This is a genomic window from Ruegeria sp. H7, from assembly GCF_056532945.1.
The window spans coordinates 139,818-165,303 of record NZ_JBQFNZ010000005.1; the positions used below are offsets into that span (position 1 = coordinate 139,818).

The window sequence follows — 25,486 nt, forward strand, 5'->3', positions numbered from 1 at the left end:
CGGAGCGGTCACCCCGTTCTCCCCAACCGCTCCGGCTTACCCGGCCTTTCAATCGGACGTCCCAGATGACCCCCAAGACCAAATTGTCCTGCCGTAACGTGTGGAAACTCTACGGTCCGAATGCGGATGCGCTGTTGCGGCAAAATCCGAACCCGTCAGCTGATGACATCCGCAAGGCGGGCGTGATCGGCGCGGTGCGCAACGCCAATATCGACATCGCCGAGGGTGAGATTTTCATCATCATGGGCCTGTCCGGCTCGGGCAAATCCACCTTGGTCCGCTGCCTGTCGCGGCTGATCGAACCCACGGGCGGAGAGGTTCTGTTCGACGATGCCGATCTGCTGCGCGCCAGCGAAAAGGAGTTGATCGAGATCCGCCGTCACAAGATGGGCATGGTGTTCCAGCATTTCGCCCTGCTGCCGCATCTGACCGTTTTGCAGAACGTGATGTTCCCACTGACCATTCAGGCCACACCCAAGGCTGAGGCCGAGGTCAAAGCCCGCGAAGTGGTCGAACTGGTCGGGCTGAAAGGGCGCGAGGATTATTATCCGCGCGAATTGTCAGGCGGCCAGCAACAGCGCGTCGGCATCGCCCGCTCGCTGGTGACGGAACCGGATCTGTGGTTCTTGGACGAGCCGTTCTCGGCGCTCGATCCGCTGATCCGGCGCGAAATGCAGGATGAGTTTCTGCGCCTGCAGGAGCGGCTGCATAAGACAATCGTCTTCATCACCCACGACTTTGAAGAGGCTGTCCGTCTGGCCGACCGCATCGCCATCATGAAGGACGGAGAGGTGATTCAAATCGCCACGCCAGAAGAGCTGGTGATGCACCCGGCCACTGATTATGTGGCTGAATTTACGAAACATATACCCCGCTCGAAGGTTCTGACCGTTGGCGGCGTGATGGCCGCCGGTGCGGATGGTCAGGGCGACCCGATCCCGCAATCTACCCGCGTCTCGGACGTGGCGGAACGGATCATCGCGGCCGATGCGCCGATCCCGGTTTCAGACGACACCGGACGGATAGTCGGGGCCATCGACCGCAAGGCCGTGGCGCATGTGCTGTTCGGTGACGGGGACGCCGCATGATCCGCCCAAGCCGCAGCCAGATCGTCATCCTGTCGCTTGTGCTGATCACGATCCTGCTGGGCTGGTTCGGTCGTGATCTGGGCAAGGCGCTGGATGCGCGTTGGCTGACCAAGTTCCCCTCGGCCTGGGTGATCCCATTCAAGACCTATATCTCGTCGGCAATGACATGGCTGATCGAGGATGCCGCCCTTGGCCCGGTCTCGTTCACCGATGTCACCCGCGCCATCGCCTGGCTGATCGAGCAGCCCTATAATCTGGTGCTGGCCCTGCTGGCTGACGGATTTGTCAGCGGTCAGGGCAATGACGCGCAGGTCATCCTGCCCGCGATCAGCTGGGTCGTGGTGATCACTGCCGTGATCGCTCTGGGGCAATACTGCCGTGATTGGGGGCTGGCGGCGCTGGTCGGCGCCTGTTTCATCTATCTGGCCGTCTTTGGACAATGGGACAGCGCGATGGTGACACTGGCCTCGGTCCTGATCGCGGTGCCGATTGGCGCGGGCGGAGGGTTGATGCTGGGCATTCTCGCCTATCGCCATCCGTTGTTTGAAAAGATCATCTCGCCCGTTCTGGACCTGATGCAGACGATCCCGATCTTTGCCTATCTGGTGCCGATCCTGTTCATGTTCGGCTTTGGCCCGATCTCGGCTTTGGTTGCCACGATCATCTACGCCACCCCGCCGATGGTGCGGATTACCACGCTGGCGCTGAAAGGCGTGGACCCTGAGATTCTGGATTTCGGACGTATGGCAGGTACAACCCAGCGGCAATTGATGTGGCGCGTTCTGGTGCCATCGGCCAGTCACAGCCTGATGGTCGGCGTCAATCAGGTGATCATGCTGACACTGAACATGGTCATCATCGCCTCGATGATCGGGGCCGGAGGGCTGGGGTTCGACGTCCTCGCCGCGCTGCGCCGTCTGGATATTGGGGCGGGGTTTGAGGCCGGTATCGCCATTGTGGTTCTGGCCATCGCTGTGGATCGGCTAAGTCAGGCTTTTGCCGAACGCATGGGGCAGGTGCATCATGAACAGCCGGGCGCGTGGATCGCGCGCCATCGCCGCACGGTTCTGGTGCTGATCCTGCTGGTGCTGACATGGGTGCTGGACCAGTTCTCGCCCTTGCTGCTGGAATATCCCGAAGGCCAGACCATCACCACGGGCGCGTTCTGGGACAACACGGTCGAATACCTGAACGTCAGCTATTTCGACACGTTCGAGGCGATCAAGGTCTTTTTCCTGACATGGTTCATGATCCCGATCAAAACGGTCCTGCTGGGCATCCCGTGGCCCTGGGCCATCGCGATGCTAACCCTGCTGGGCTGGCACGCGGGCGGTTGGCGGCTGGCGCTGCTGTGTGGCGGAATGGCCTCGCTAATCCTTGTGTCGGGTCTGTGGTCCAAGGCGATGGTGACGGTCTATCTATGCGGTGCGTCGGTGATTTTGGCGACGCTGATCGGGGTGCCTCTGGGCGTGCTGGCCGCACTGAACAAACGGGCGGGCGCTGTGATCAACCTGCTGATCGACACGCTGCAAACCCTGCCCAGCTTTGTCTACCTGATCCCCGTGGTGATGCTGTTCCGGGTTGGCGATTTCACCGCCCTGATCGCCATCGTCCTTTATGCGCTGGCCCCGGCGGTGCGCTATGCCGCGCATGGGGTCCGTTCGGTCAGTGAGGAGTTGATCGAGGCCGGTCTGGTCTCGGGCTGTACCCGCACGCAACTGCTGCGCCATATCCGCCTGCCGATGGCCTTGCCCGAGATCCTGCTGGGCATCAACCAAACCATCATGCTGGCGCTGTCGATGCTGGTGATCACCGCCCTCGTCGGCACCCGAGATCTGGGGCAAGAGGTCTATATCGCCCTGACCAAGGCCGATACAGGCCGGGGTCTGGTGGCCGGTCTGTCGATTGCCTTCATCGCCATCATCGCCGACCGGCTGATCAACGCCAGCGCCCGTCAGGCCCGCATCCGCTTTGGACTGGAGAATTGACATGAGCCAATCCGATCTGATGACCCGCATCCATGCTCTGCCGATCTGGCAGGGTGAGATCGAGGCCACTCCGCTGACCGGCGGCATCACCAATGTGAATTACAAAGTGACCGATGACAGCGGATCTTATGTGGTTCGTGTCGGCGACGATATCCCACTGCATCAGGTGATGCGCTTTAACGAACTGGCCGCGACGAAAGCCGCCCATGCCGCAGGTCTTTCCCCTGCGGTGGTCCATGCCTCGGGCGATCTGACGGTGCTGGAGTTCATCGAAAGCCGCACGTTGTCCGAAGAGGATGTGCGCCACCCCGACATGCTGCCGCGTGTGCTGGATCTGGTAAAGCGATGCCATACGGAGGTGCCCAAACACCTGCGCGGCCCGTCGCTGGTGTTCTGGGTTTTCCACGTCATCCGCGACTATGCCGCCACGCTGACCGAGCGCAGTAGCGCCCACGCGGCCCTGATCCCGGAGCTGGTGCAAACGGGTGACGATCTGGAAACCGAGGCCGGGCCATATGACATGGTCTTTGGCCATAACGATCTGCTCTGCGGCAATTTTCTGGATGGTGGCAGCCGCCTGTGGCTGATCGATTTCGACTATGCCGGGTTCAACTCGCCGCTGTTTGATCTGGGCGGGTTGGCCTCGAACAACGGGCTTTCACCGGATCAAGAAGATTGGATGCTGGAGACCTATTTCCAGACCCCCGTCACCGACGACCTGCGCCACCGTTATACGGCGATGAAATGCGCCTCGCTGCTGCGGGAAACGATGTGGAGCATGGTGTCCGAGATCACCTCGGATATCGACTTTGACTATGCGGCCTACACAACCGAAAACCTCGCGCGGTTCCGCGCGGCCCTGCTTGATTTCAAAAACACCTGAGGACAGACATGACCGACCTTCCGACAACAGCCAAAGCCGTCATTATCGGTGGCGGGATCATCGGCTGCTCGACCGCGTATCACCTGGCCAAGCTGGGCTGGACCGACACGGTGCTGCTGGAACGCAAGAAACTGACCTCGGGCACCACCTTTCACGCCGCCGGGCTGGTGGGGCAATTGCGTTCGAACGCCAATATCACGCAATTGCTGGGCTATTCGGTCGATCTGTATAACAAGATCGAAGAAGAAACCGGCCTCGGTACCGGCTGGAAAATGAACGGTGGCCTGCGGCTGGCCTGTAACGAGGAACGCTGGACCGAGGTCAAACGACAGGCCACCACCGCGCATTCCTTTGGTCTGGACATGCAATTGCTCACGCCCTCCGAGGCGCAGGAACTGTGGCCGCTGATGGACGTCTCGGACGTGATCGGTGCGGCCTATCTGCCGACGGATGGGCAGGCGAACCCCTCAGACATCACGCAGGCGCTGGCCAAAGGTGCCCGCATGGCCGGAGCGAAGATTTTCGAGGACACCAAGGTCACCGATATCGAGATCGAAGATGGCAAGATCCGCGCCGTGATCACCGAACATGGCCGCATCGAATGCGAAAAGGTAATCTGCTGTGCCGGTCAGTGGACCCGCACCTTTGCCGGGCGCTTTGGGGTGAACGTGCCACTGGTGCCGATGGAGCATCAGTATATGGTGACTGAGCCCTTTGACGTGCCCGGTAACCTGCCGACCCTGCGCGACCCCGACCGGCTGACCTACTACAAGGAAGAAGTCGGCGGGCTGGTCATGGGCGGGTACGAGCCGAACCCGATCCCGTGGGCCACGAAGGGCATTCCGCAGGGCTTCCACTACACGCTGCTCGACAGCAATTTCGACCATTTCGAACAGTTGATGGAACTGGCGCTGGGTCGTGTGCCCGCTTTGGAAAACGCAGGGGTCAAAACCCTGACCAACGGGCCGGAAAGCTTTACGCCTGACGGCAATTTCATCATCGGCGAAGCGCCCGAATTGAACAATTTCTTCGTCGGCGCGGGCTTCAACGCCTTTGGCATCGCCGCAGGCGGCGGCGCGGGTATGGCGCTGGCTGAATGGGTGCACAAGGACGAGCCGCCGTTCGACCTGTGGTCTGCCGATATTCGCCGCTTTGGCCGCCCGCATTTCGACACCGACTGGGTCCGCACCCGCACGGTCGAGGCATATGGCAAGCACTACACAATGGGCTGGCCGCATGAGGAGCATGACTCGGGCCGCCCCTGCCGCAAGTCGCCGCTCTATGACACGCTGAAATCACAGGGCGCGTGTTTTGGTGAGAAACTGGGGTGGGAGCGTCCCAATTGGTATGCGGATACCTCGCTGGGTGAGACGCCCAAAGACGCATACACCTTTGGTCGCCAGAACTGGTTCGCCGCTGTGGGCCGGGAACACAAGGCAGCGCGGGAGGCAGCGGTGCTGTTCGACCAGACCTCATTTGCCAAATTTGCCCTGAAGGGGCCGGATGCACTGGCCGCGATGAACTGGATCTGCGCCAATGACGTGGACAAGCCGGTGGGCGCATTGACCTATACCCAGATGCTGAACGACAAGGGCGGGATCGAATGTGATCTGACCGTTGGCCGCGTCGCGCATGACGAGTTCTACATCGTCACCGGCACCGGCTTTGCCACCCATGATTTCGACTGGATCAGCCGCAATATCCCCGATGGCATGAATTGCCAGCTGTTCGACATCACCTCATCCAACGCGGTGCTGTCGCTGATGGGACCGAAAGCCCGGGATATTTTGGCCGCCGTCACCCGCGATGATGTCTCGAATGACGGGTTCAAATTCGGCACGATCCGCACCATCGGCATCGCCGGTTGCCCGGTCAAAGCCCTGCGCGTGACCTATGTGGGCGAGCTGGGTTGGGAGTTGCACCTACCGGTGGAATACGCCCAGACGGTATACACCGCGCTGATGCAGGCGGGTCAGCCCCATGGACTGGTCAACGCAGGCTACCGCGCCATTGAATCGCTGCGGCTTGAGAAAGGCTATCGCGCCTGGGGGGCCGAGATCGGGCCGGATCATACCCCATTCGAAAGCGGGTTGGGCTGGGCCGTGAAGCTGCGCAAGGATGTTGATTTCAAAGGCCGCGCGGCGTCTGAAAAACAAAAGGCCGAGGGCGTCAAAAAGATGCTCGCCTGTTTCACCGTCGACCCGGATGTGGTTCTGCTGGGCCGAGAGACGATCTATCGCGACGGTAAACGCGTCGGTTGGCTGACCTCGGGCGGCTATGGCTACACGGTGGGTAAATCCATCGGCTACGGCTATGTGCGGAACCCCGATGGCGTTGACGCCGATTTTGTCACCTCTGGCACGTATGAGCTTGAGGTTGCGACCCGACGCGTGCCGTGTCAGGTCTCGCTACAGCCGCTTTACGATCCGAAAATGGAGCGGATCAAGGCGTGACCCGAATGCAGTCAAAAGGAAAATGCAGTCAAAAGGAACCTGACATGCTGGATGCCATGGCGCTTGAAGACCACGCAAAGGCGATCTCGGATATCGCATCGCAGGCGGCGATGCGGTATTTCCGGGGCACGCTGGGGGTGGAATTCAAACAGGATGAAAGCCCTGTTACTCAGGCCGACCGGGGCGTGGAAGCCGAGGTGCGGGCCTATCTGCGCCAGCACTTCCCGGATCACGGTATCTTCGGTGAGGAACAGGGCAAGGAAGACGGTGATGGGCGGCATCTGTGGGTGATTGACCCGATTGACGGCACGCGTTCGTTCCTGTCCGGGCATCCCCTGTTCGGCTTCCTGCTGGCGCATCTTGTCGATGGTCAGCCGCAGCTTGGCATCGTCGGTATGCCGGCGATGAATGAAACCTTTGTGGGCACGCGTGGCAGCGGGGCCACGCTGAATGATCGGGCCATTCAGACCTCGGACGTGACACGTCTGGATCAGGCGGTCCTGTATTTGAATGAGGGCGACAAGATATACCGCGATCAACCGTCGGTCTTTGACCGTCTGATGCGGGCCGGGCAGACCCGTCGATTTGCGTATGATTGCTACCCTCATGCGCTGCTGGCAGCCGGGCATGTGGATGCAGTGGTGGATTATGAGCTTCAACCCTATGATTACCTTGCACTCTGCCCGCTGATCGAGGCGGCAGGCGGGGTGATGACCGATTGGAAGGGGCATGCCCTGACTATGCAATCCGACGTGGCGGTTGTGTCAGCCGCAACGCCCGAATTGCACGCCGAGCTTTTGAGCCTGCTGAACGCCTAACCGATGGAGCCAAGATTTGAAAAGCCGCCCTACTGTTGAGATCATTAACCCCGATGGGGCGGGGCGTGTGGTGTTGCTGTGCGAACATGCCAGCGCGTTTATCCCGCCGTATTACGACGGGTTGGGACTGGCCGAGGCGGATCGCGACAGTCACGCTGCCTGGGATCCCGGTGCGCGCGACCTGACAGTGCGTTTATCGCAGGCACTGGATGCGCCCGCTGTGGCCGCGACCGTGTCGCGGCTGGTCTATGACTGCAACCGCCCGCCTGAAGCCGCCAGTGCCATGCCGGTGAAATCCGAGCTGATCGAGGTGCCGGGCAATGTTGATCTGAGCCCCGAACAGCGCAGGCTGCGCACGACAACCGTGTATGATCCGTTCTGCAACGCCGTCGCGCGGGTTCTGGGCGTGCGCGGGCCTGACACGGTGTTGGTTACGGTCCATTCATTTACGCCTATCTATTTCGGCCAACCCCGCGCCGTCGAAATCGGCTTGCTGCATGATGAGGACAGCCGTCTGGTCGATCTGATGCTGGATCACGTGGATCAGGTCTCGGGCCGCCGGATCGAGCGGAACGAGCCCTATGGGCCGTTAGACGGCGTGACCCATTCCCTGCGCCTGCACGCGATCAGCCGGGGACTGGCGAATGTCATGATCGAAGTGCGCAACGATCTGTTGCGTTCGGATCAACAGGTTGCCACGGTGGCGGATGAAATACTGGCGCTGCTCAGACCCGCCATTCAGGAACTCAGGGAGGACGCATCTTGACCGCAACACTTACCTTCGAACATCTCAAGACGCAGGTCGCTGCGGGCGAAGTGGATACGGTTCTGGTCTGCATGGTCGATATGCAGGGCCGCCTGATGGGCAAGCGGTTCCATGCGGGCCACTTTGTTTCGGGCGCGTGGGAAGAGACCCATTGCTGCAATTACCTGCTGGCGACCGATCTTGAGATGGGCACACCGGACGGCTACGCCTCGACCAGTTGGGAGAGGGGCTATGGCGATTATGTCATGAAGCCGGACCTGAGCACGCTGCGCCCGGTGCCGTGGCTTGAGGGCACCGCAATGGTTATGTGCGATGTGCTGGATCATCATACGCATGAAGAGGTGCCGCACGCGCCGCGTTCGATCCTGAAGAGACAGGTGAATCGCCTGAAGGCGATGGGCTACGAGGCGATGTGTGCGACCGAATTGGAGTTTTTCCTGTTCGAGAAGAGTTTCGACCAGATCCGCAAGGAAGGCTTTCGCGATCTGGAGCCGATCTCGGGCTATAACGAGGATTACCACATCCTTCAGACCACCAAGGAAGAGCATGTGATGCGTCCGATCCGCAACCATCTGTGGGACGCGGGGATACCGGTCGAGAATTCGAAAGGTGAGGCCGAGACCGGGCAGGAAGAATTGAACATTAAATACGCACCGGCGATGGCGACAGCGGAATATCACTCGATTGCCAAAAACGCGGTGAAAGAGATCGCGTGGCAGCATGGGCACGCAGCGACCTTCCTGCCGAAATGGCATCATGAAAAGGTGGGCAGTTCTTCGCATGTGCATCAGTCGCTGTGGATGGATGGGCAGCCTGCGTTTTATGACCAGTCGGATGCGTTGGGCATGTCTGCGCTGATGAAAAGCTACATGGCGGGTCTTTTGAAATACGCCGCCGATTACACTTATTTCATGGCGCCTTACATCAACAGCTACAAGCGGTTCATGAAGGGGAGTTTTGCGCCGACACGGATCATCTGGTCGGTGGACAACCGCACCGCAGGGTTCCGCCTGTGCGGCGATGGCACCAAGGCGGTTCGGGTGGAATGTCGGATTCCGGGGTCGGACATGAACCCCTATCTGGCGATGGCCGGGATGCTGGCCGCCGGGATTGCAGGGATCGAGGAAGGTTTGGAGTTACAGTCGCCTGCCGCAGGTGACGTCTATCAGGGCGATACGGGCATGATCCCGGGCAACCTGCGCGCGGCGCGGGATGCGTTGCATGGGTCGGCCATGTTGCGGGCTGCCATGGGGGATGAGGTGGTGGATCACTATGCGCGCGCGGCTGAGGTTGAGATCGAAGAGTTCGAGCGTGTGGTGACCGATTGGGAAATTGCGCGCGGGTTTGAGCGGGCGTAAAGGGCAGGAGCGAGGGGCCAGCCCCTCGCGCTCCCCGAGGTATTTTTGAACAGAAGAAGCAGGGGACCCTGCGTTTCTGGTAGATGGAGTGGATATGGGGCAGATGTTGCGATGTGTCTCGCCGATTGATGGGTCGGTTTTTGCGGAACGCGAGGTGCTGTCGCCGGAGGCGGCGTTTGAGGTTGCTGGCCGGGCACGGGCGGCGCAGGCTGGCTGGGCTGCGCGACCGTTGCAGGAGCGGATTGATTTGGTGATGGCAGGCGTGGCCGCTGTGGGCGCGATGAATGATGAGATCGTACCTGAGCTTGCGCATATGATGGGCCGACCGGTGCGCTATGGCGGTGAGTTTGGCGGGTTCAACGAACGTGCGAGCCATATGGCCGAGATCGCTGAAGGCGCGCTGGCGGATATCGCGGTGGGCGAGGATGAGACGTTCAGGCGGTATATCAAGCGCATTCCGCATGGGGTGGTGTTTGTGGTGGCGCCCTGGAACTACCCTTACATGACCGCGATCAACACGGTCGCTCCGGCGTTGATCGCAGGCAATACGGTGATCCTGAAACATGCGACGCAGACCCTGTTGGTGGGTGAGCGCATGGCGCGGGCCTTCCATGCGGCGGGTGTGCCCGAGGATGTGTTCCAGAACGTGTTTCTGAGCCATGACGTGACCAATGATCTGATCTCAGGCAATGCGTTTGATTTTGTGAACTTCACCGGCTCGGTCGGTGGCGGTCAGGCGATGGAGCGCGCGGCGGCGGGGACATTCACCGGCGTCGGGACAGAACTGGGCGGCAAGGACCCCGGCTATGTCATGGAGGATGCCGATCTGGATGCGGCGGTCGATACGCTGATTGACGGGGCGATGTTCAATTCGGGCCAGTGCTGTTGCGGGATCGAGCGGATTTACGTGCATGAGAGTCTTTATGATGATTTTGTCGCCAAGGCGGTTGAGATCGTAAAGGGCTATGAGCTGGGCAATCCGCTGGACAGCGAGACCACTCTGGGTCCGATGGCGAACGTGCGTTTTGCTGATGAGGTGCGGGCGCAGATTGCCGAGGCCGTGGCCGATGGCGCTGTGGCCCATATCGACACTTTCGCCGAAGATGATGGCGGTGCGTATCTGAGCCCTCAGATCCTGACCAATGTGACCCACGATATGCGGGTGATGCGGGATGAAAGCTTTGGTCCCGTGGTGGGCATCATGAAAGTGTCCGGCGACGAAGAAGCGATCGCGCTGATGAATGACAGTGAGTTCGGCCTGACCGCCAGCCTCTGGACCCGCGACGTGGATCGCGCGGCGCGGGTAGGGGACCAGATCGAGACTGGTACCGTGTTCATGAACCGGGCCGATTATCTGGATCCCGGCCTGTGCTGGACCGGCTGCAAGAATACCGGGCGGGGCGGTGGCCTTTCGGTCATCGGCTATCACAACCTGACCCGCCCCAAATCCTACCATCTGAAGAAGGTGACATCATGAGCCTTGTTGGAAACTGGTCTTACCCGACCGCGATAAAATTCGGTGCTGGCCGCATCCGGGAGCTGCCCGAGGCCTGCGCGGCGGCCGGGATGAAGCGCCCTCTGCTGGTGACCGACAAGGGGTTGGCGGATCTGCCGATTACCGTCGCAACGCTGGATATCATGGAGGCCGCCGGTCTTGGGCGCGGGTTGTTTGCGGATGTGGATCCGAACCCGAGTGAAAAGAACCTTGACGCCGGGGTTGCAGCCTATCAGGCGGGTGGCCATGACGGGGTGATCGCGTTTGGCGGTGGCTCGGGGCTGGATCTGGGCAAGATGGTGGCCTTCATGGCCGGTCAGACGCGCCCGGTCTGGGATTTCGAAGACATTGGCGACTGGTGGACCCGCGCCAATGCCGACGTGATTGCGCCGATCATTGCGGTGCCGACCACCGCCGGGACCGGGTCCGAAGTGGGCCGCGCCAGTGTCATCACCAATTCCGAAACCCATGTGAAGAAGATCATCTTCCATCCCAAAGTGCTGCCCTCGGTGGTGATCTGCGACCCGGAACTGACCGTGGGGATGCCCAAGTTCATCACAGCAGGCACCGGTTTGGATGCCTTTGCCCATTGTGTCGAGGCGTTTTCCAGCCCGCACTACCACCCGATGTCTCAGGGTATCGCGCTAGAGGGGATGCGGCTGGTCAAGGACTACTTGCCGCGCGCCTATGCCGATGGAACCGATATCGAAGCCCGCGCCCAGATGATGAGTGCAGCGGCCATGGGCGCGACCGCATTTCAGAAGGGTCTGGGTGCGATTCACGCCATGAGCCATCCGATCGGCGCGCATTTCAACACCCATCACGGCACCACCAATGCGGTCTGCATGCCCAGCGTTCTGGAGTTCAATGCCCCTGCTATTGCTTACCGGTTCCAGTCGGCCGCAGCCTATCTGGGCATCGAAGGCGGGTTCTACGGGTTCCGGGATTTTGTGCAGGAATTCAACGACTCGCTCGGTATCCCACGCACGTTGTCCGAACTGGGTGTGACCGATGCGTCGATCCCGGAACTGGTCGAAGGTGCGATCATTGATCCGTCCTGCGGCGGCAATCCGATTGAACTGACCAGGGAAAACCTGACCCAGCTGTTCAAAGCGGCGTTGTAAAGCACAAGGCCCGGCGTGTTTCCCCGCCGGGCCTTTCATGTGATGCGGTTATTCCGCTGCGATGGCGTTTTCTCTGATCTCGGAATTCACCATAGGGACCCATTCAAGGTCTTTCGTGTAGCGCCAGGCAAGATCGCCGTTTTCGTCCATGGCGATCAGGTGCAGCCAGCGGTTGTCGAACAGCTCTTTGACGCTTTGATGGCGTCTCAGGATGTCGTTCATTGCTTCACGCGGGGCTTCGATGACCACCGACAGGCGCAGCGGGTCGTGCTGATAGGCTTCGCCGTCATGCACCGATTGCCAGGGCAGACCGGGGCGCAGCGCGCCGCCATTGCCTTCGATCACGCCGATGCCCCCGACCACGTTGTGCAGCAGCTTGTTGCCGCCGCCGAACAGGGTCGGCGCAACGGTCGAGCCATAATATTGCAGGCTGATCCAGCTTGCGACCACGACCGGGGCGGTCATGATCAGTTCCAACACGCCAAACCCGGTATCGTCCCGCCAGTCATAGCTGTGCAGGAAGGTTTGACCTGACAGGCCGGTCCCATCCGTCCTGGACCGGGGTGCGGCGATGAAGGCCCGGCATCCGGCCAGACCCCATTCGGGGCGCAGTTCGGCCCAGTCGGTGGCGCGGCGGGCGATGTCGCGGGCCCCTCGGGCCCGAGGCAGACGCGTTGAGCGTTCGGTCCGGGCAAGCCGCCCAGCCGATTGCAGCCACATCTTCAGTTGCGCGATATTCTGCGCCCATTGGCCGGTCGGCTGGTCCTGATCGAACAGTGTCACCTCATCCGTTGTCGTGTGGTGCATGGCGGCCAGGAACAGCGTGTCCCTGGGGATGTCGATCCCTTCTTCGCGCAGCCCGTTGCGCACGGCTGGATCGTTCAAAAGACCTGCCAGAAGGCGGGCGCTGACATCTCCGGCATGGCCGCCGCACGCACCGCATTGCAAGGCGCTTTCATGCGGGTTGTTGGTCACATCCGCGCCATGACCGGTCAGCATGACGATGTGGCCAAAGTTGCTGGTCAGGGACATGGCACCAAGGATGGCTTTTGCCGATGCGATCCGTGTGGGCAGGTCAATTGATGGGTCCAGCTTGGGTGCAGGATCGAACGTAGACCCACCATGTCCTTTCCCCAGCGCATCCCGCAGCAGCTTTCCGGCATAGACCGGTCCTGTCGCCTCGACAAAGGCAAAAGAGGAAACCGCGGCCAGCTTAAACCGGCCCCAGGCGCGCTTGGCCCGCGCAGAGTAGCGGCGGTTGAGGTCGGCCTGCGTATCCTCAGCCGCATGCGAGCAGACACCGGGGTTCAGCAACACGGGCCCCCGCAATTCGGTCACATCCGAACCCGCCGCCTTGTGGGCGCTGGCGAGGCCGAAGAAGCCTGCGAACCCGAGGGTTTCGATCCCTTCGCCCTGCGCTTCCAGGGCGCGGCGAAAGACCTCTGACCGGACGTCGATGCAGAACGCGGCCTGAACCATCGGGCGGCCCGCGATCTTGCGCGGCTGCCGCTTGGCAAGCGACTGTCCCAGCTGGCGTTGCTGCGCGCGTTCAGCGGCATCCTGCAGCACCGCGTCGATCACCATATCGCGGGATGGTGTAACCGGAGTTTCATGTTGCGCGACGGTCTCGGCCCAGCGTTCGGCAATCTGATCGCGATAAAGGTCGAACAGCGCCTCTTCAAACACCATGCGGATGGCCAGCAACTCGGTCGTGGTGGTGTCGGTCTTGCCTTCAAGCTCGGCCTGCCACAGCAGATAGCGCGCGTATTGTGCCCATCCGCCCAGCGTCATCAGCCAGCGGTGGAAGGCGGTTCCAGCGGCCTTGGGCGTCACCCCCAGTGCCTCGGACGCCCGGCCAATCGCCCGCCATTGCGAGCGGTTGGTACCGGCGACAAAAGCACCAAAGCCTTTCAGGCCGTGTATCTCGAGCGTCAGATCACGTGTGGCGAATTCACGCCAGGCAATATAGGCCCCGCCGGTGCGGTTGGCCTGCCACAGCGCCTGACCCTGATCAAAGTGGCTGGCGGCCCAGGCTCCGATCCGTTCGTCAATCAGGCCGGGCCAGTCGATCCCCGAAACTTCTGCGGCCAGATCAGCGACAGTGGGCAGAGGTGCGGGATGGGCCGCCTGGGTTTCAAGCGCTGCTGCCAAATCCTCTGGCGACGGTGTGTCAAACGGGCTGTCGATATGGGCCAGTGCTTCAAGCAGATCACCCTCGGTGATCTCTCCGGCGTTCAACTTTTCTGCAAACGCCGTGCGATCCGGCATGATCCGCGTTCCCGCAACCCGGCCAAGCCGGGCCGCGGTTACGGCCAAAGGCTCGTTGGTTTGCCCAAGAAACGGGTTCACCGCGACATTCGAGGACAAGGGAAACAGAGGCGGGATCTGACGGGCCGCGTCATTGGCCAGTGCGACCAGTTCCAAAAGGGCTGCGGGATGGCTTTCGTGCTTCATATACATCTTGGGAACCCCTCTTACACAGTCTGCCGCTTGGACCATCCGTCCAACAGCCGGTCAAAGATTGCATTGGCATAAAGCCCGTTCGACAAATGCACCCGGATGCCCGCCGCAGCAGGATGCGAGGCCCAAAGCGGGAAGGTGGATTGCGCCAGCGCGACCGCGCCAAAGCTGATCAGGGCGAGGATGATCAGCGCCCATTCCAACGGTCCCGGAACCGGGGTCGCGGGCAGGGTACCTGCGGTCAGTTTTTGCGCGATGATTTGCAGCACGAAGTAGCTGACCGAGGTGACGCTGGCGTAGATTACCGTGCGACGGGTCAGTGCTCCGGGAGCTGCATCTGCAAAACCCTGCGCCAGCAGGTAAGCGACACCGAAGATCAGGATGACGCCAAGTGCAATGGCCTGGACCGACTTGCCGTCGATGCCAAACACCGCCGCCACGATGCCGTAGATCAGGATGCCCGTGGCAAAGGCCAGCACCACATTCCGTGCGCTTGGCACCGCAACCGGGCCGGGGCGGCGAATTGCGGCCACGTTCCGCACGGCCTCACCCGCGCTGAGAAAGGCGTGCGCCTTGTACAGTGAGTGCGCCACGATATGCAGCAGGGCCAGCGGGAACAGCGCCAGACCGCACTGCATGATCATGAAGGCCATCTGCGCGATGGTGGACCACGCCAGCGAGGTTTTCACAGCCGGTTGCGTCAGCATGACCAACCCGCCGAACAGCGCGGTGAACCCGCCCAGCATAACCAGCATTGCCATGATCCCCGGGGCGACCAGCATGACGTCCGCGAAGCGGATCAGCAGGAAGCCACCGGCATTGATGACACCTGCATGCAACAGGGCGGATACCGGGGTCGGGGCCTCCATTACTTCGGTCAGCCAGCCATGGATCGGGAACTGGGCCGAGGCCATGACCGCAGCCAACGCGATCAGCAAGGCCGCGACGATGGTCAGGGCGTTTCCTTGGGCCGAAGACAGGATCGTCGCAATGTCAGTGGTGCCGTAGCTGGCAAGCAGCAGTACGACCGCAACGGCCAGCGCGCCTTCGCTGATCCGCGCCACCACGGCCTTTTTACGAGCAGCACGTTGAGCGGTGGTGCGTTCTGGATAAAACAAAAGCAACTGGTGCAGTATCAGGCTGGTCGCGATCCAAGCCGCCAACAGTTGGACCAGATTGCCCGACATCACCAACAGCAGAACGGCCGCAAGCGTGGCAGACATCCAGCCGGTGAACGCACCTTGCCGTGCTTCGCCGTCCATATAAGTAGCCGAGTAACGCAACACGATCCAGCCGATAAAGCTGACCAGCACCAGCATGATGGCGCTGACTGCATCCAGTCGCACTGATAACCCCAGGCCCAAAAAGCCAATCAGCGGCGATGTGCCGGAACCCTGCGTCACCAGCAACAGCGCCGAGATAGCAGCCACCGCAAAGGCGGCCAGAGCGGCCCATTCGGACAGTTTCGCGACATTGCCCGGCCGCAACCCCGGATGGCGACTGGCGTAATACGCCGATGCCAGCAGAATCAGCGGGCTTAACAATGGAAGAAACAGATGAAGCATTTTGCGCGTCCCTTTTGGTCTTGGGCTGACTCGGCCCGTTTCGCAGGACATATTGCGGGTGCAGCACAATGAAAAATTCATTGTTCTGAGGTTTTCATTCAGTTAAATAGAACGATATGCCGTTGAACTATCACCACCTGCGCTATTTCTGGGCTGTCGCCCATGATGGGAACCTGACCCGAACAGCCCAGCGACTGAACCTGTCGCAATCGGCGCTTTCGGTTCAGATCAAAGAACTGGAGGAGAGGCTGGGCCACCCGCTATTCGAACGGCGCGGGCGCAAGCTGCACCTGACCGAGGCCGGGCACATCGCCCTGGACCATGCGGACGCAATTTTTGCGGCAGGGCAAGAGCTTGTGGCAACGTTGCAGGATACCGGAAACGCCAGACAAGCGCTGCGTGTGGGCGCACAGTCGACCTTGTCGCGCAACTTTCAGATCGGGTTTCTGCGGCCCATTCTGGCCCGTACAGATGTCGAGGTCATTCTGCGTTCCGGCAGCCCCAGTGAGTTGCTTGAGGGGCTTGAGACGCTGAATTTTGATCTGGTCCTGATGAACCACGAACCGGCCAGTGACAGCCTGACCAGCTTCGTCACCCATCATCTGGCGGAACAACCGGTCAGCATTGTCGGCACCCCGGCGCGGCTGGATCCCAAGCGCCCCATCAAGGCGCTGCTCGAAGAACAACCGTTCATCCTGCCGACCAGCAAAAACAGTGTGCGCACGGCTTTCGACGCAATGGCCAGCCGGATGTCCGTTCGCCCGCAGGTGGTGGCCGAAGTGGATGACATGGCGATGATGCGCCTGCTGGCACGTGAAGATATTGGGTTGGCCCTTGTGGCCCCAATTGTGGTGCGGGATGAGTTGTCCTCGGGCCGGTTGATCGAGGCGCAAGAGCATCCGCGCATCAAAGAGAACTTTCACGCAGTCACGTTCAAGCGGCGGTTCCCCAATCCGCTTGTGCAGGAATTACTGTCGAACAGTCAGGGTCTGGACGGCGCAGCAATAGTACGGGAAAAGGCCGGGGGTTAACCCAGCCTTTGTCCAAATCGTCTAAAGGCTGGCGCGACACCAGACGCAGTCATGATCGGACAGGGGCGTGCCCTCATCCGAGATTGATGTCAGCAACCCTTTGTCGATGCAGCTCAGATCCCGGCCTGCGAGCCAATCAAGTTTCATCACCCGCTGCGGGTGCGGGGTGATCAGGCTGGGCCGTGTGGTGGGGCCGTCAATTGTGAAATCCCAGCTATATCCGTGCGTTTCGGCCAGGCTGAACAGGCTTTCGTCCTGCCAGTTGAAATCCGGGGGCAGGTGGTTGCCGGTGTTCAGATCGCCACCGATCAGAACCGGCAGGCCCGGTGCAAACCTGTCGATTGCATCCAGCAGAAGAACGAATTGGGTGTGCCGGTGCGCAGCATCCGCATTGCTTTCCAGATGGGTCGAGATCACACAGATTGGTCCGTTTTCCGTCGGCACGATGGCAGCGAGTGCCATACGGCCCCCGACTCGCGGCTGATCCGGGTCGGCAGCCCCTTCGTCGCAGGAAAACCAATGGCCGTGATCGTCCAGACGGATCAGGGCCGTGCGCTGGAACGGAACCGAGGACAGAATGGCGTTGCCATGCCAACCCAGCGTGTTGAAGTCGTCCTTGCAAAAGCTGCGCTCGGTCGGGCCGCCAAGGTCCAGTTCGTGGAATTCGACACCAAAGGCATAGACCATGCCCAAGGCCTCGGCCATGGCTTCGGTCGTGTGCCGTTGCGAGGTGCGGGCCATGCCGTGATCAACCTCGGACAGCAAAACAATGTCCGGTCGGATCGGGCGCAGATGGGCGGCAGTCGCCTCGGGGAAGAGGCACCGTTCCACATTCCATGCCGCGACATTGAACTGTGCCGGCAAATGCGTGGTGGTTGCCTGACCGCCCATTTGCAATGCGTTCATCGCAGGTATGTCACCCAGCAATTCGCGATGCGCGGCAGCCGTACGGGGCGCCGACAGGATGCGCGCCCGCTGATCCGCTGTTACAGCGGGCAGGGCGTCCAAAACGTCTGTAATCAAATGACTTTTCCCGTTTCCACATCAAACAGACGCAGTGCGTCGGGTTTCAGGGTGATATGTGTTTCGCCTGTCTGTGCATCGTGGTCCTTGCTGACCAGAACGGTAAAGGGCTGCCCGCCCAACTGACCGTGCAGCAGCCGGTGCGCGCCCAGTTCTTCCAGGATGTCGACCTGAAACGGAACCGAGCCCTGACCGTCGAGTTCAATATCTTCGGGCCGGATGCCCAGCGTCACAGGGCCATTGGCCGAGGCCGGGGCAGTCATGATCCCGTCATAGCCATTGATCCGCACCTGACCCTGATCCACTTGCGCCTCGATCAGGTTCATTGGCGGCGCGCCCATGAAAGAGGCCACAAAGGTCGAGGCCGGGTTGTGATAAATTTCGGACGGGGTGCCGATCTGTTCGATCTTGCCTGCGTTCAGGACGATGATGCGGTCGGCCATGGTCATCGCCTCGACCTGATCGTGGGTCACGTAAACCGCCGTGGTACCAAGGCGGCGTTGCAGGGCCTTGATCTCGATCCGCATCTGGTTGCGCAGTTTGGCGTCCAGGTTTGACAGAGGTTCATCAAATAGGAACAGCGCCGGATCGCGCACGACCGCGCGGCCCATGGCAACGCGCTGCCGCTGACCGCCCGACAGTTGCGCCGGTTTGCGATCCAGATACTCGGTCAGGTTCAGCATCTTTGCCGCGTCTTCGACCTTGGCCGCGATCTCGGAGGCAGGCGTGCCCCGGTTCTTCAGCCCGTAGCCGATATTCTTCCGCACGGTCATATGCGGATACAAAGCGTAGTTCTGGAACACCATCGCAATGTCGCGATCCGCTGGGTCCACATCGTTCACCACCCGGTCGCCGATTTTCAGCGTGCCTTCGGTGATATCCTCCAGCCCCGCGATCATCCGCAGAAGCGTGGACTTGCCACAGCCCGAGGGGCCGACCAGAACGACAAACTCGCCGTCCTGAATGGTGAAATTGGTGGTCTCAACGGCCTGAAAGCCGTTGGGATAGACCTTGCGGATGCCCTCTAACGAGACCTGAGCCATGCGCGTATTTCCTTATTTATCGGATTCTGTGAGGCCCTTGACGAACCAATTCTGGAAGAAGATGACGATAGCCACCGGCGGGATCATCGCAACGATCGCCAGCGCCAAGGCCTGCCCATGTTCGGGGATCTGACTGTCGGTATAGGTCAGCACGATCTGCTTGATGCCCCGGACCAGCGTGAAGAAGCTTTCATCCGTGGTGATCAGTGTCGGCCACAGATACTGGTTCCAGCCAAAGACGAACATGATGATGAAGATCGCCGCAATCATCGTCCGGCTGAGCGGGACGAGGATGTCGATGAAGAACTTCCACGGCCCTGCGCCATCGATTCGGGCGGCCTCGGCCAGTTCCTCGGGCACGGACATAAAGAACTGCCGGAAGAAGAACGTGCCTGTAGCGGACGCGATCAGTGGGACGATCAGGCCGGTATAGGTGTTCGTCAGGCCCAGTTTCTGGATCGCTTCGTATGAGGGCAGAATCCGCACCTCAAGCGGCAGCAGTAGCGTGGTGAAGATGATCCAGAAGGCCAGCGTGGCAAAACGCAGGCGGAAATAGACAATGGCATAAGCGGCCATCATCGAGATGATGATCTTGCCCACCGCAAAGCCAATGCCAAGGATGAACGAATTCATCAGCATCAGCGTGCCATCGACGGTTTGGGTAAAGCCGCCTTTTTCGAACATGGCGGCGTTGAAGTTCTTGCCGAGATCGTCGCCAAGGCCCAGTTGAATGCCCTGCCGGTGGATGGTCACCGCATCATGGCTGGCCGTGGTCAGCGCCAGCAACGGCGGCAGCATCATCAGCAGCGAGCCCAGGATCAGGACGGTGTGATCGCCAACCGCGCTCCATTTGATCTTGCGGGGGCGGCGGGTGGTTTGGGTTGTCTCAAGGGTTGTGTCAGCCATTTTGCGCCCCCATCACGTATAGTGGATCCGGCGTTCAACCAGCCGGAACTGAAAGACGGTCAGGATCAGAACAAGAACCATCAGGACAACGGATTGCGCGGATGAGCCGCCAAGGTCATTGCCCCGGAACCCGTCCAGATAGACCTTATAGACCAGCGTCATCGGGTTGTTCCCCGGCTCACCCTTCATAAGCGCATCGATGATGCCGAACGTGTCGAACAGTGCGTAGGTGATGTTGATGATCAGCAGGAAGAAGGCGGTCGGGGCCAGCAGCGGAAAGGTCACCTGCCAGAACCGACCGGTGGCCGAGCGGTTGTCGATCATCGCCGCCTCGCGGACCGAACGCGGGATGGACTGCAGGCCGGACAGGAAGAAGATGAAATTGACCGGGATTTGTTTCCAGACGGCGACGATGATCATCGCGGTTGCGGTGGCATTGTAGTCGACGCCCAGTTTGAAATCCCAGCCAAACATCTGGAAGAACTTGGTCATCGGGCCGGTGCTTTGGTCGAAGAACAGGATGCCCAAGAACCCGGCGACCGGTGGCGCGATGGCGTAGACCCACATCAGAAGCGTGCGATAGGATTTGGCACCCCGGATCACCTTGTCGGCCTTGACCGCCAGCAGCAGGGCGATGGACAGCGAAAAGAATGTGACCAGGACCGAGAAGACAATCGTGAACCACGCGATGCGCTTGTACTGATCGTTACCCAGCAACGAGGTGTAGTTATCCGCCCCTACAAAGGTCGAACCGAAGCCAAACGGGTCCTGCAGAAAGAAGGACGATTGCAACGCCCAACCCGCAGGCCAGTAGAAGAAGATTGCGATGATCATCAGCTGTGGCAGCAGCAATGCCACAGGAAGCCAGATAGTGTCGAAGCCCGCGCGTTTCATGACCCGTCCAGTTGCGAAAATGGGGGATGGCCGCGCCCGGAGGCGCGACCATCTTGGGGGTGATCCCGGGGTTTAGCCCTGGGTTTTTGCGAAGCGGGCCAGCAATTCGTTGGCTTCGTCTTCGATTGTCTGGAACGCAGTGTCCACGTCGGTTTCACCGGTCAGGATACGGCCATATTCGCGGTTCATGATGTCGCGAATCTGCACGTAGAAGCCCATGCGATAGCCCTTGGTGTTGTCACCGGCTTTCGCCTGCAACTGGTTCACACCGACTTCGGCTGCCGGGAAACGGTCATAGTGGCCGTCTTTCTTGGCAACGTCATAGGCGGCCTCGGTGATCGGCACATAGCCGGTTTCCTGATGCCAGAAATACTGGGTTTCAGGCGCGGTCAGGAAACGGAAGAACTCGGCAGTTGCCTTGTTTTCTTCGTCCGATTTGCCGGCCATCGCGAACAGGGCGGCACCACCGATGAAGGTCTGGGTCGGCTCGGGCGTCACGGCTTCCCAATAGGGCAGTTCAACCGCGCTGAATTCAAAGCCCAGATTTTTCTGCAACAGGCCACCGAACGAACCGGACGAGCCCAGCCACATGGCAACTTTGCCCTCTTCAAACGGCTTGGCGTTGTCACCCCAACCGGTGCCGTACCACTCGAACAGGCCATTGTCCTTCCACTCGGTCACGGCGGTGAAGTGCGCCTTGATCGCGTCGTTGTTCACCAGAATCTCGGTATCCATGCCGTCATAGCCGTTGTTGTTGGTCGCAAACGGCAGGTTGTGGCGCGACATGAAGTTCTCGGTGAAGATCCAGGGCAGGTGCGATTGGCTGAGCGGGATATAGCCCGCCTCTTTCAACGCCGGGGCGGTGGTCGACTGGAATTCTTCCCATGTCTTCGGCGGGGTCACGCCAGCGGCTTCCAGCGCGTCGACGTTGTAGTACAGAATCGGGGTCGACGAGTTGAAGGGCATCCCGATCATCTTGCCATCGCTGTCGGCATAGAAATAACGCACACCGGCGATGTAGTCGTTGATGTCGAACTCGACACCGTTTTCGGCCAGCAGGTCCTGTACCGGAACGGTTGCGCCCTTGGCGGCGATCACGGTTGCAGCGCCCGCGTCAAAGACCTGCATGATGTTCGGCTGCTCACCGGCGCGGAAGGCCGCGATACCAGCGGTCAGCGTCTCTTCGTAGCTGCCTTTGTAGATCGGAGTGATTGTGTATTCGTCCTGCGACGCGTTGAATTTCTCGGCCACCTTGTTGACGGTCTCGCCCAATTGCCCGCCATGTGCGTGCCACCAGGTGATTTCGGTTTCTGCAAAGACTGTGGTCGCGGTGAACGCGAGTGCGGCAGCCGTTGCGCAAAACTTCAGTTTGGTCATTTCGATCCTCCGGTTCGGTGTCGGCCCCTTGCAGCTAAGGGACCGGTGGCAAATTTGTGCCAGGTTATTGTGCAGGCTCCCCTGCGGCGTTTGATGCGCGCAGCCTCCGACCTGCATCATGGACGCGTCTGGAATCTGCACACGTGCCCACATAGTGTTAACGTATGACAGTTCGGTGAAAGATTTCTAGCAATATTGACAAATTCCACCAAATCGAAGGACAGGTTGAGCGTGGTTCAGGATCGTGACAAACCCGCCGAAAGGCGCCGAAGGGTCACTGCGCAGGCCGTCGCGGACGCGGCTGGGGTGTCTCGATCGGCCGTTTCCCGCGCCTTTACACCCGGCGCATATCTTGATGAAAATAAAAGAAAAATAATCGAAGATATGGCCGAGCGTATGGGCTATCAGCCAAACGCTTTGGCCGCCGGTCTGAAGGACGGACGCTCGCACCTTGTGGCGGTGTTTGTCGGCAATATGCGCAGCGATTTTGATTCCGAATTTGTGCGTGCTTTGGTCGGTAAACTGAACGCTTTGAACAAATGGCCGATTCTCATCGACGGTGGGGATCAGCGTGCAGAAGACGCGATCGAGCAGGTTTTGCGCTATCCGCTGGATGCTTTGATCCTTCGCGGGGGCAGTATGCCTCAGGCGCTGGTCAAACGATGCAGCAAGCTGGGCGTGCCGATGATTTCTGCCGGGCGCATTGTGCAGGCGCCAGGGGTCGACAACGTGTGCTGCCGCAATGCCCAAGGCACGCGACTTGCGACTGAGGCGTTGATCCGGAAAGGTCGGACACGGTTTGGATTTCTGGGTGGCGCGCCCAGTTTCTCATCCTCGGCCGAGCGCAGGGCGGGTGTGATCGAGGTGCTGGAACGCGCGGGCCTTGGACTGGTGGCGGAAGAGACCGGAGATTTCACGGTCGAGACCGGGCGGGACATCGCGCTGACCTTGCTGGGACAGCACAGGCTGGACGCGCTGATCTGCGCCAATGATGCCAGCGCAATCGGGGCGCTGACAGCGGCGCGCGAGATGGGTCTGGACGTTCCAAACGCGCTGTCGCTGGTCGGGTTCGACGACATCGAAATGGCCAGATGGCCGATCTTCAACCTGAGCACGGTCAACAACCCGATTGCTGAGGCTGTCGATCAGGTCATTGCGCTGCTGGAACGCAGGCTGGCCGATCCCGCCAAAACCAGCGAGACGATCATGGTCGATCCCTATTTCGTGCCACGCGGCACGCACTAGGCTTAGTCGTTGCGGGCGGATTTGAACAGGTACAGGAAGACGAACAGTGATCCGATGGATGTGGTGACGATGCCGACGGGAAGTTCCTGCGGGGCCAGCAGCAAGCGCGACAGGATGTCGGAGAGCGTCAGCAGGATCGCACCCACGATGGCCGAGGTTACCAACAGATTGCGGTGCAGTGTTCCGGCAATGCCTCGGGCGATGTGAGGGACCATCAGGCCGACAAAGCCAATGACGCCCGCGACCGAGACAAAGCTTGCCGTGGCCAGAGCCGCAACAAAGAACATCCGAAACCTCAGGCCCTGAACCGGGATACCCAGCGTAGCAGCAGTGAAATCCCCGGTCAGCAGCGCGTCCAGCCAGCGGCTGCGGTAGAGTGAATAGCCCAGGATCATCGCAAGCCCGATCAGGACAAGGGGAAAGGTCTCCCACCGCGCGAGGCCAAGACCGCCCAGCATCCAGAAGATCACCGAATGCGCGGCACGACTGTCGCCGGAAAAAATCAGATAGTTGGTGATGGCAGAAAACAGGAACGAGACCGCAAGCCCCGCAAGGATCAGCTTTTCCGGCGCGCTTGTGCGCAGGCCCTGAACCAGCGCCAGAACGATGCCGGACGCGATCAGACCGCCACAGAAGGCGGCAAGCGGCAGGGTCCAGATGCCAAGAACGTCGCCGGTCACCGTGATGACCAGAACCGCCCCGGCGGCTGCGCCCGAGGACAGGCCAAACAGAAACGGATCGGCCAGATCGTTGCGCGTGGTCGTTTGCAGCACCACGCCGACCACGCCCAATCCGGCACCGATGACAGCCGCAAACAAGGCGCGGGGCAGGCGCAGGTCGAACACGATCCGGTGCAGGGGCGACATCTCGCCTTCGGTCAAGCCGGTGCCCAGCATGATCGCTGTACCTATGTCTGCGAAAGGAATAGGTGTCGTGCCATAGACAACAGACAGCAGCAAAAGGGCGGTCAGAATGACCGCCCCCAGCAGGACCGCGCGGCCCGTTTGAGCCATGTTAGTTGAGCTCCGGGTGCATGGCCGAAACCATCTTTTCGATGGCGTCTATATTTGCCGGTCCCGGGGTCAGCTCTTCATAGCGCAGACCGATCCAGCGTTCGTTCTTGACGGCGTCGGTCAGGGACATGGCCGGATGCTCTTGCAGGAACTTGAACGTGTCTTCGGCACCGTTTCCGGTCTGATAGTCCAGTAGGACCAGAAATTCGGGGTTTGCGGCGGCCACAGCCTCCCACGAGGTACGGCCCCAGCTGGTGTCCATGTCATGGGTGACGCTGACGCCGCCCGCGGCCTCGATCATGGCGTCGGGAATGGCGAATTTACCGGCGGTAAAGGGCGCATCGGCGGGACCGTCCAGCAGGAAGACGCGGGGCTTCGCCAGATCGGCGGTCTTCGCCTCGATGGCCGCCAGCTGGTCTTTCCAGCCCGAAACCAACGCTTCGGCCTTGTCTTCCACATGCATCACCTTGCCCAGACGCAGCACGTCATCGAACAGAAGGTCCATGCTGGCTTCGGGGCGGTCCTTGTTCAGGTGAACGCAGCTTTCGGTCAGGACCATGGTTTTGATGCCAAAGGGTTCCAGCGTGTCGGGGGTGACTTCGCCACCCGGCTGCATGCCGTAATACCAACCGGCAAAGAACATATCCGGCTCGACCGCGACCAGATTTTCGACGGTGGGGTATTTGGGCGCCAGTTCCGGGATGTCACCGCGTTTTGCATCGAAATCCGGGCTGGTCTTGTACCAGCCGGTAATGCCGGTCAGGCCGACAATCTTGTCCTGCAAACCCAGCGCAAAGGCCATGTCGGTCATGTTCATGTCGTGCACGACAATCCGCTCGGGCGTGCCGTCGAACACCAGTGGTTCTCCGCAATTGTCGACGGTCACTTCATGTGCCGCCGCACCACTCGCGAGGCCCGAAACAAGGACTACGGACCAGAATTTCTGCATCATCAAA

The 25,486-nt window shown here is 60.5% G+C and carries 20 protein-coding genes; 11 read left to right on the forward strand and 9 right to left on the reverse strand.

Annotation, left to right across the window (positions count from 1 at the left end):
- The first annotated feature begins 65 nt into the window (after window positions 1–65).
- The 9 genes from ACR0AC_RS12680 to ACR0AC_RS12720 all read left to right on the forward strand — a co-directional run bounded on the left by ACR0AC_RS12680 (window position 66) and on the right by ACR0AC_RS12720 (window position 11,973).
- Window positions 66–1,088: a quaternary amine ABC transporter ATP-binding protein gene (locus ACR0AC_RS12680; protein WP_480873815.1), complete on the forward strand. Its 1,023-nt coding sequence runs from the start codon at window positions 66–68 to the stop codon at window positions 1,086–1,088.
- Complete coding sequence (locus ACR0AC_RS12685; RefSeq protein WP_480873818.1) at window positions 1,085–3,076, forward strand: ABC transporter permease; 1,992 nt, start codon at window positions 1,085–1,087, stop codon at window positions 3,074–3,076. Before ACR0AC_RS12680 ends, ACR0AC_RS12685 begins: the two co-directional genes overlap by 4 nt.
- Window position 3,077: 1 nt before the next feature.
- Entirely contained in the window at window positions 3,078–3,959 is an 882-nt protein-coding gene (locus tag ACR0AC_RS12690) for a phosphotransferase (protein ID WP_480873820.1), read from the forward strand.
- An 8-nt stretch (window positions 3,960–3,967) separates the two neighbouring features.
- A complete protein-coding gene (locus tag ACR0AC_RS12695; protein WP_480873823.1) occupies window positions 3,968–6,412 on the forward strand; it encodes a GcvT family protein in 2,445 nt (814 codons plus the stop codon).
- A 44-nt stretch (window positions 6,413–6,456) separates the two neighbouring features.
- The gene (locus ACR0AC_RS12700) at window positions 6,457–7,230 is read left to right on the forward strand and encodes an inositol monophosphatase family protein (RefSeq protein ID WP_480873826.1); all 774 of its coding nucleotides are present in this window, start codon (window positions 6,457–6,459) and stop codon (window positions 7,228–7,230) included.
- A gap of 16 nt (window positions 7,231–7,246) precedes the next feature.
- The gene (locus tag ACR0AC_RS12705; RefSeq protein WP_480873829.1) at window positions 7,247–7,996 is read left to right on the forward strand and encodes an N-formylglutamate amidohydrolase; all 750 of its coding nucleotides are present in this window, start codon (window positions 7,247–7,249) and stop codon (window positions 7,994–7,996) included.
- Window positions 7,993–9,354: a glutamine synthetase family protein gene (locus ACR0AC_RS12710; RefSeq protein ID WP_480873831.1), complete on the forward strand. Its 1,362-nt coding sequence runs from the start codon at window positions 7,993–7,995 to the stop codon at window positions 9,352–9,354. Before ACR0AC_RS12705 ends, ACR0AC_RS12710 begins: the two co-directional genes overlap by 4 nt.
- A gap of 94 nt (window positions 9,355–9,448) precedes the next feature.
- Window positions 9,449–10,831 (forward strand): aldehyde dehydrogenase family protein, encoded by a 1,383-nt coding sequence (locus tag ACR0AC_RS12715; RefSeq protein WP_480873833.1) that lies wholly within the window; start codon window positions 9,449–9,451, stop codon window positions 10,829–10,831.
- Window positions 10,828–11,973: an iron-containing alcohol dehydrogenase gene (locus ACR0AC_RS12720; RefSeq protein WP_480873836.1), complete on the forward strand. Its 1,146-nt coding sequence runs from the start codon at window positions 10,828–10,830 to the stop codon at window positions 11,971–11,973. The genes ACR0AC_RS12715 and ACR0AC_RS12720 overlap by 4 nt, the downstream gene beginning before the upstream one ends.
- A gap of 48 nt (window positions 11,974–12,021) precedes the next feature.
- Here the strand turns inward: ACR0AC_RS12720 and ACR0AC_RS12725 are convergent, their stop codons facing one another.
- Window positions 12,022–14,433 (reverse strand): YbcC family protein, encoded by a 2,412-nt coding sequence (locus ACR0AC_RS12725; RefSeq protein WP_480873839.1) that lies wholly within the window; start codon window positions 14,431–14,433, stop codon window positions 12,022–12,024.
- Window positions 14,434–14,447: 14 nt separating this feature from the next.
- Window positions 14,448–15,998, reverse strand: a complete 1,551-nt coding sequence (locus ACR0AC_RS12730; protein WP_480873841.1) for a proton-conducting transporter transmembrane domain-containing protein — start codon at window positions 15,996–15,998, stop codon at window positions 14,448–14,450.
- A 116-nt stretch (window positions 15,999–16,114) separates the two neighbouring features.
- Here ACR0AC_RS12730 and ACR0AC_RS12735 point away from each other — a divergent pair, with 116 nt between their 5' ends.
- Window positions 16,115–17,029: a LysR family transcriptional regulator gene (locus tag ACR0AC_RS12735; protein ID WP_480873843.1), complete on the forward strand. Its 915-nt coding sequence runs from the start codon at window positions 16,115–16,117 to the stop codon at window positions 17,027–17,029.
- A gap of 21 nt (window positions 17,030–17,050) precedes the next feature.
- Here the strand turns inward: ACR0AC_RS12735 and ACR0AC_RS12740 are convergent, their stop codons facing one another.
- From ACR0AC_RS12740 to ACR0AC_RS12760, 5 genes are all read right to left on the reverse strand, one after another.
- Window positions 17,051–18,052 (reverse strand): endonuclease/exonuclease/phosphatase family protein, encoded by a 1,002-nt coding sequence (locus ACR0AC_RS12740; RefSeq protein ID WP_480873846.1) that lies wholly within the window; start codon window positions 18,050–18,052, stop codon window positions 17,051–17,053.
- The gene (locus ACR0AC_RS12745; RefSeq protein ID WP_170453824.1) at window positions 18,049–19,095 is read right to left on the reverse strand and encodes a sn-glycerol-3-phosphate import ATP-binding protein UgpC; all 1,047 of its coding nucleotides are present in this window, start codon (window positions 19,093–19,095) and stop codon (window positions 18,049–18,051) included. Before ACR0AC_RS12745 ends, ACR0AC_RS12740 begins: the two co-directional genes overlap by 4 nt.
- Before the next feature lie 12 nt (window positions 19,096–19,107).
- A complete protein-coding gene (locus ACR0AC_RS12750; RefSeq protein WP_170453822.1) occupies window positions 19,108–20,001 on the reverse strand; it encodes an ABC transporter permease subunit in 894 nt (297 codons plus the stop codon).
- A gap of 12 nt (window positions 20,002–20,013) precedes the next feature.
- Window positions 20,014–20,895: an ABC transporter permease subunit gene (locus ACR0AC_RS12755; protein WP_170453821.1), complete on the reverse strand. Its 882-nt coding sequence runs from the start codon at window positions 20,893–20,895 to the stop codon at window positions 20,014–20,016.
- Between the two features lie 72 nt (window positions 20,896–20,967).
- Window positions 20,968–22,272: an extracellular solute-binding protein gene (locus tag ACR0AC_RS12760; RefSeq protein ID WP_480781206.1), complete on the reverse strand. Its 1,305-nt coding sequence runs from the start codon at window positions 22,270–22,272 to the stop codon at window positions 20,968–20,970.
- Window positions 22,273–22,503: 231 nt separating this feature from the next.
- Between ACR0AC_RS12760 and ACR0AC_RS12765 the strand changes: the two genes are divergently transcribed.
- A complete protein-coding gene (locus tag ACR0AC_RS12765; RefSeq protein ID WP_170622184.1) occupies window positions 22,504–23,517 on the forward strand; it encodes a LacI family DNA-binding transcriptional regulator in 1,014 nt (337 codons plus the stop codon).
- Window positions 23,518–23,519: 2 nt separating this feature from the next.
- Here the strand turns inward: ACR0AC_RS12765 and ACR0AC_RS12770 are convergent, their stop codons facing one another.
- Both ACR0AC_RS12770 and ACR0AC_RS12775 read right to left on the reverse strand, forming a co-directional pair.
- Entirely contained in the window at window positions 23,520–24,530 is a 1,011-nt protein-coding gene (locus tag ACR0AC_RS12770) for a FecCD family ABC transporter permease (RefSeq protein WP_480873852.1), read from the reverse strand.
- Between the two features lies 1 nt (window position 24,531).
- The gene (locus ACR0AC_RS12775; protein WP_480873854.1) at window positions 24,532–25,482 is read right to left on the reverse strand and encodes an ABC transporter substrate-binding protein; all 951 of its coding nucleotides are present in this window, start codon (window positions 25,480–25,482) and stop codon (window positions 24,532–24,534) included.
- Window positions 25,483–25,486 lie beyond the last annotated feature (4 nt).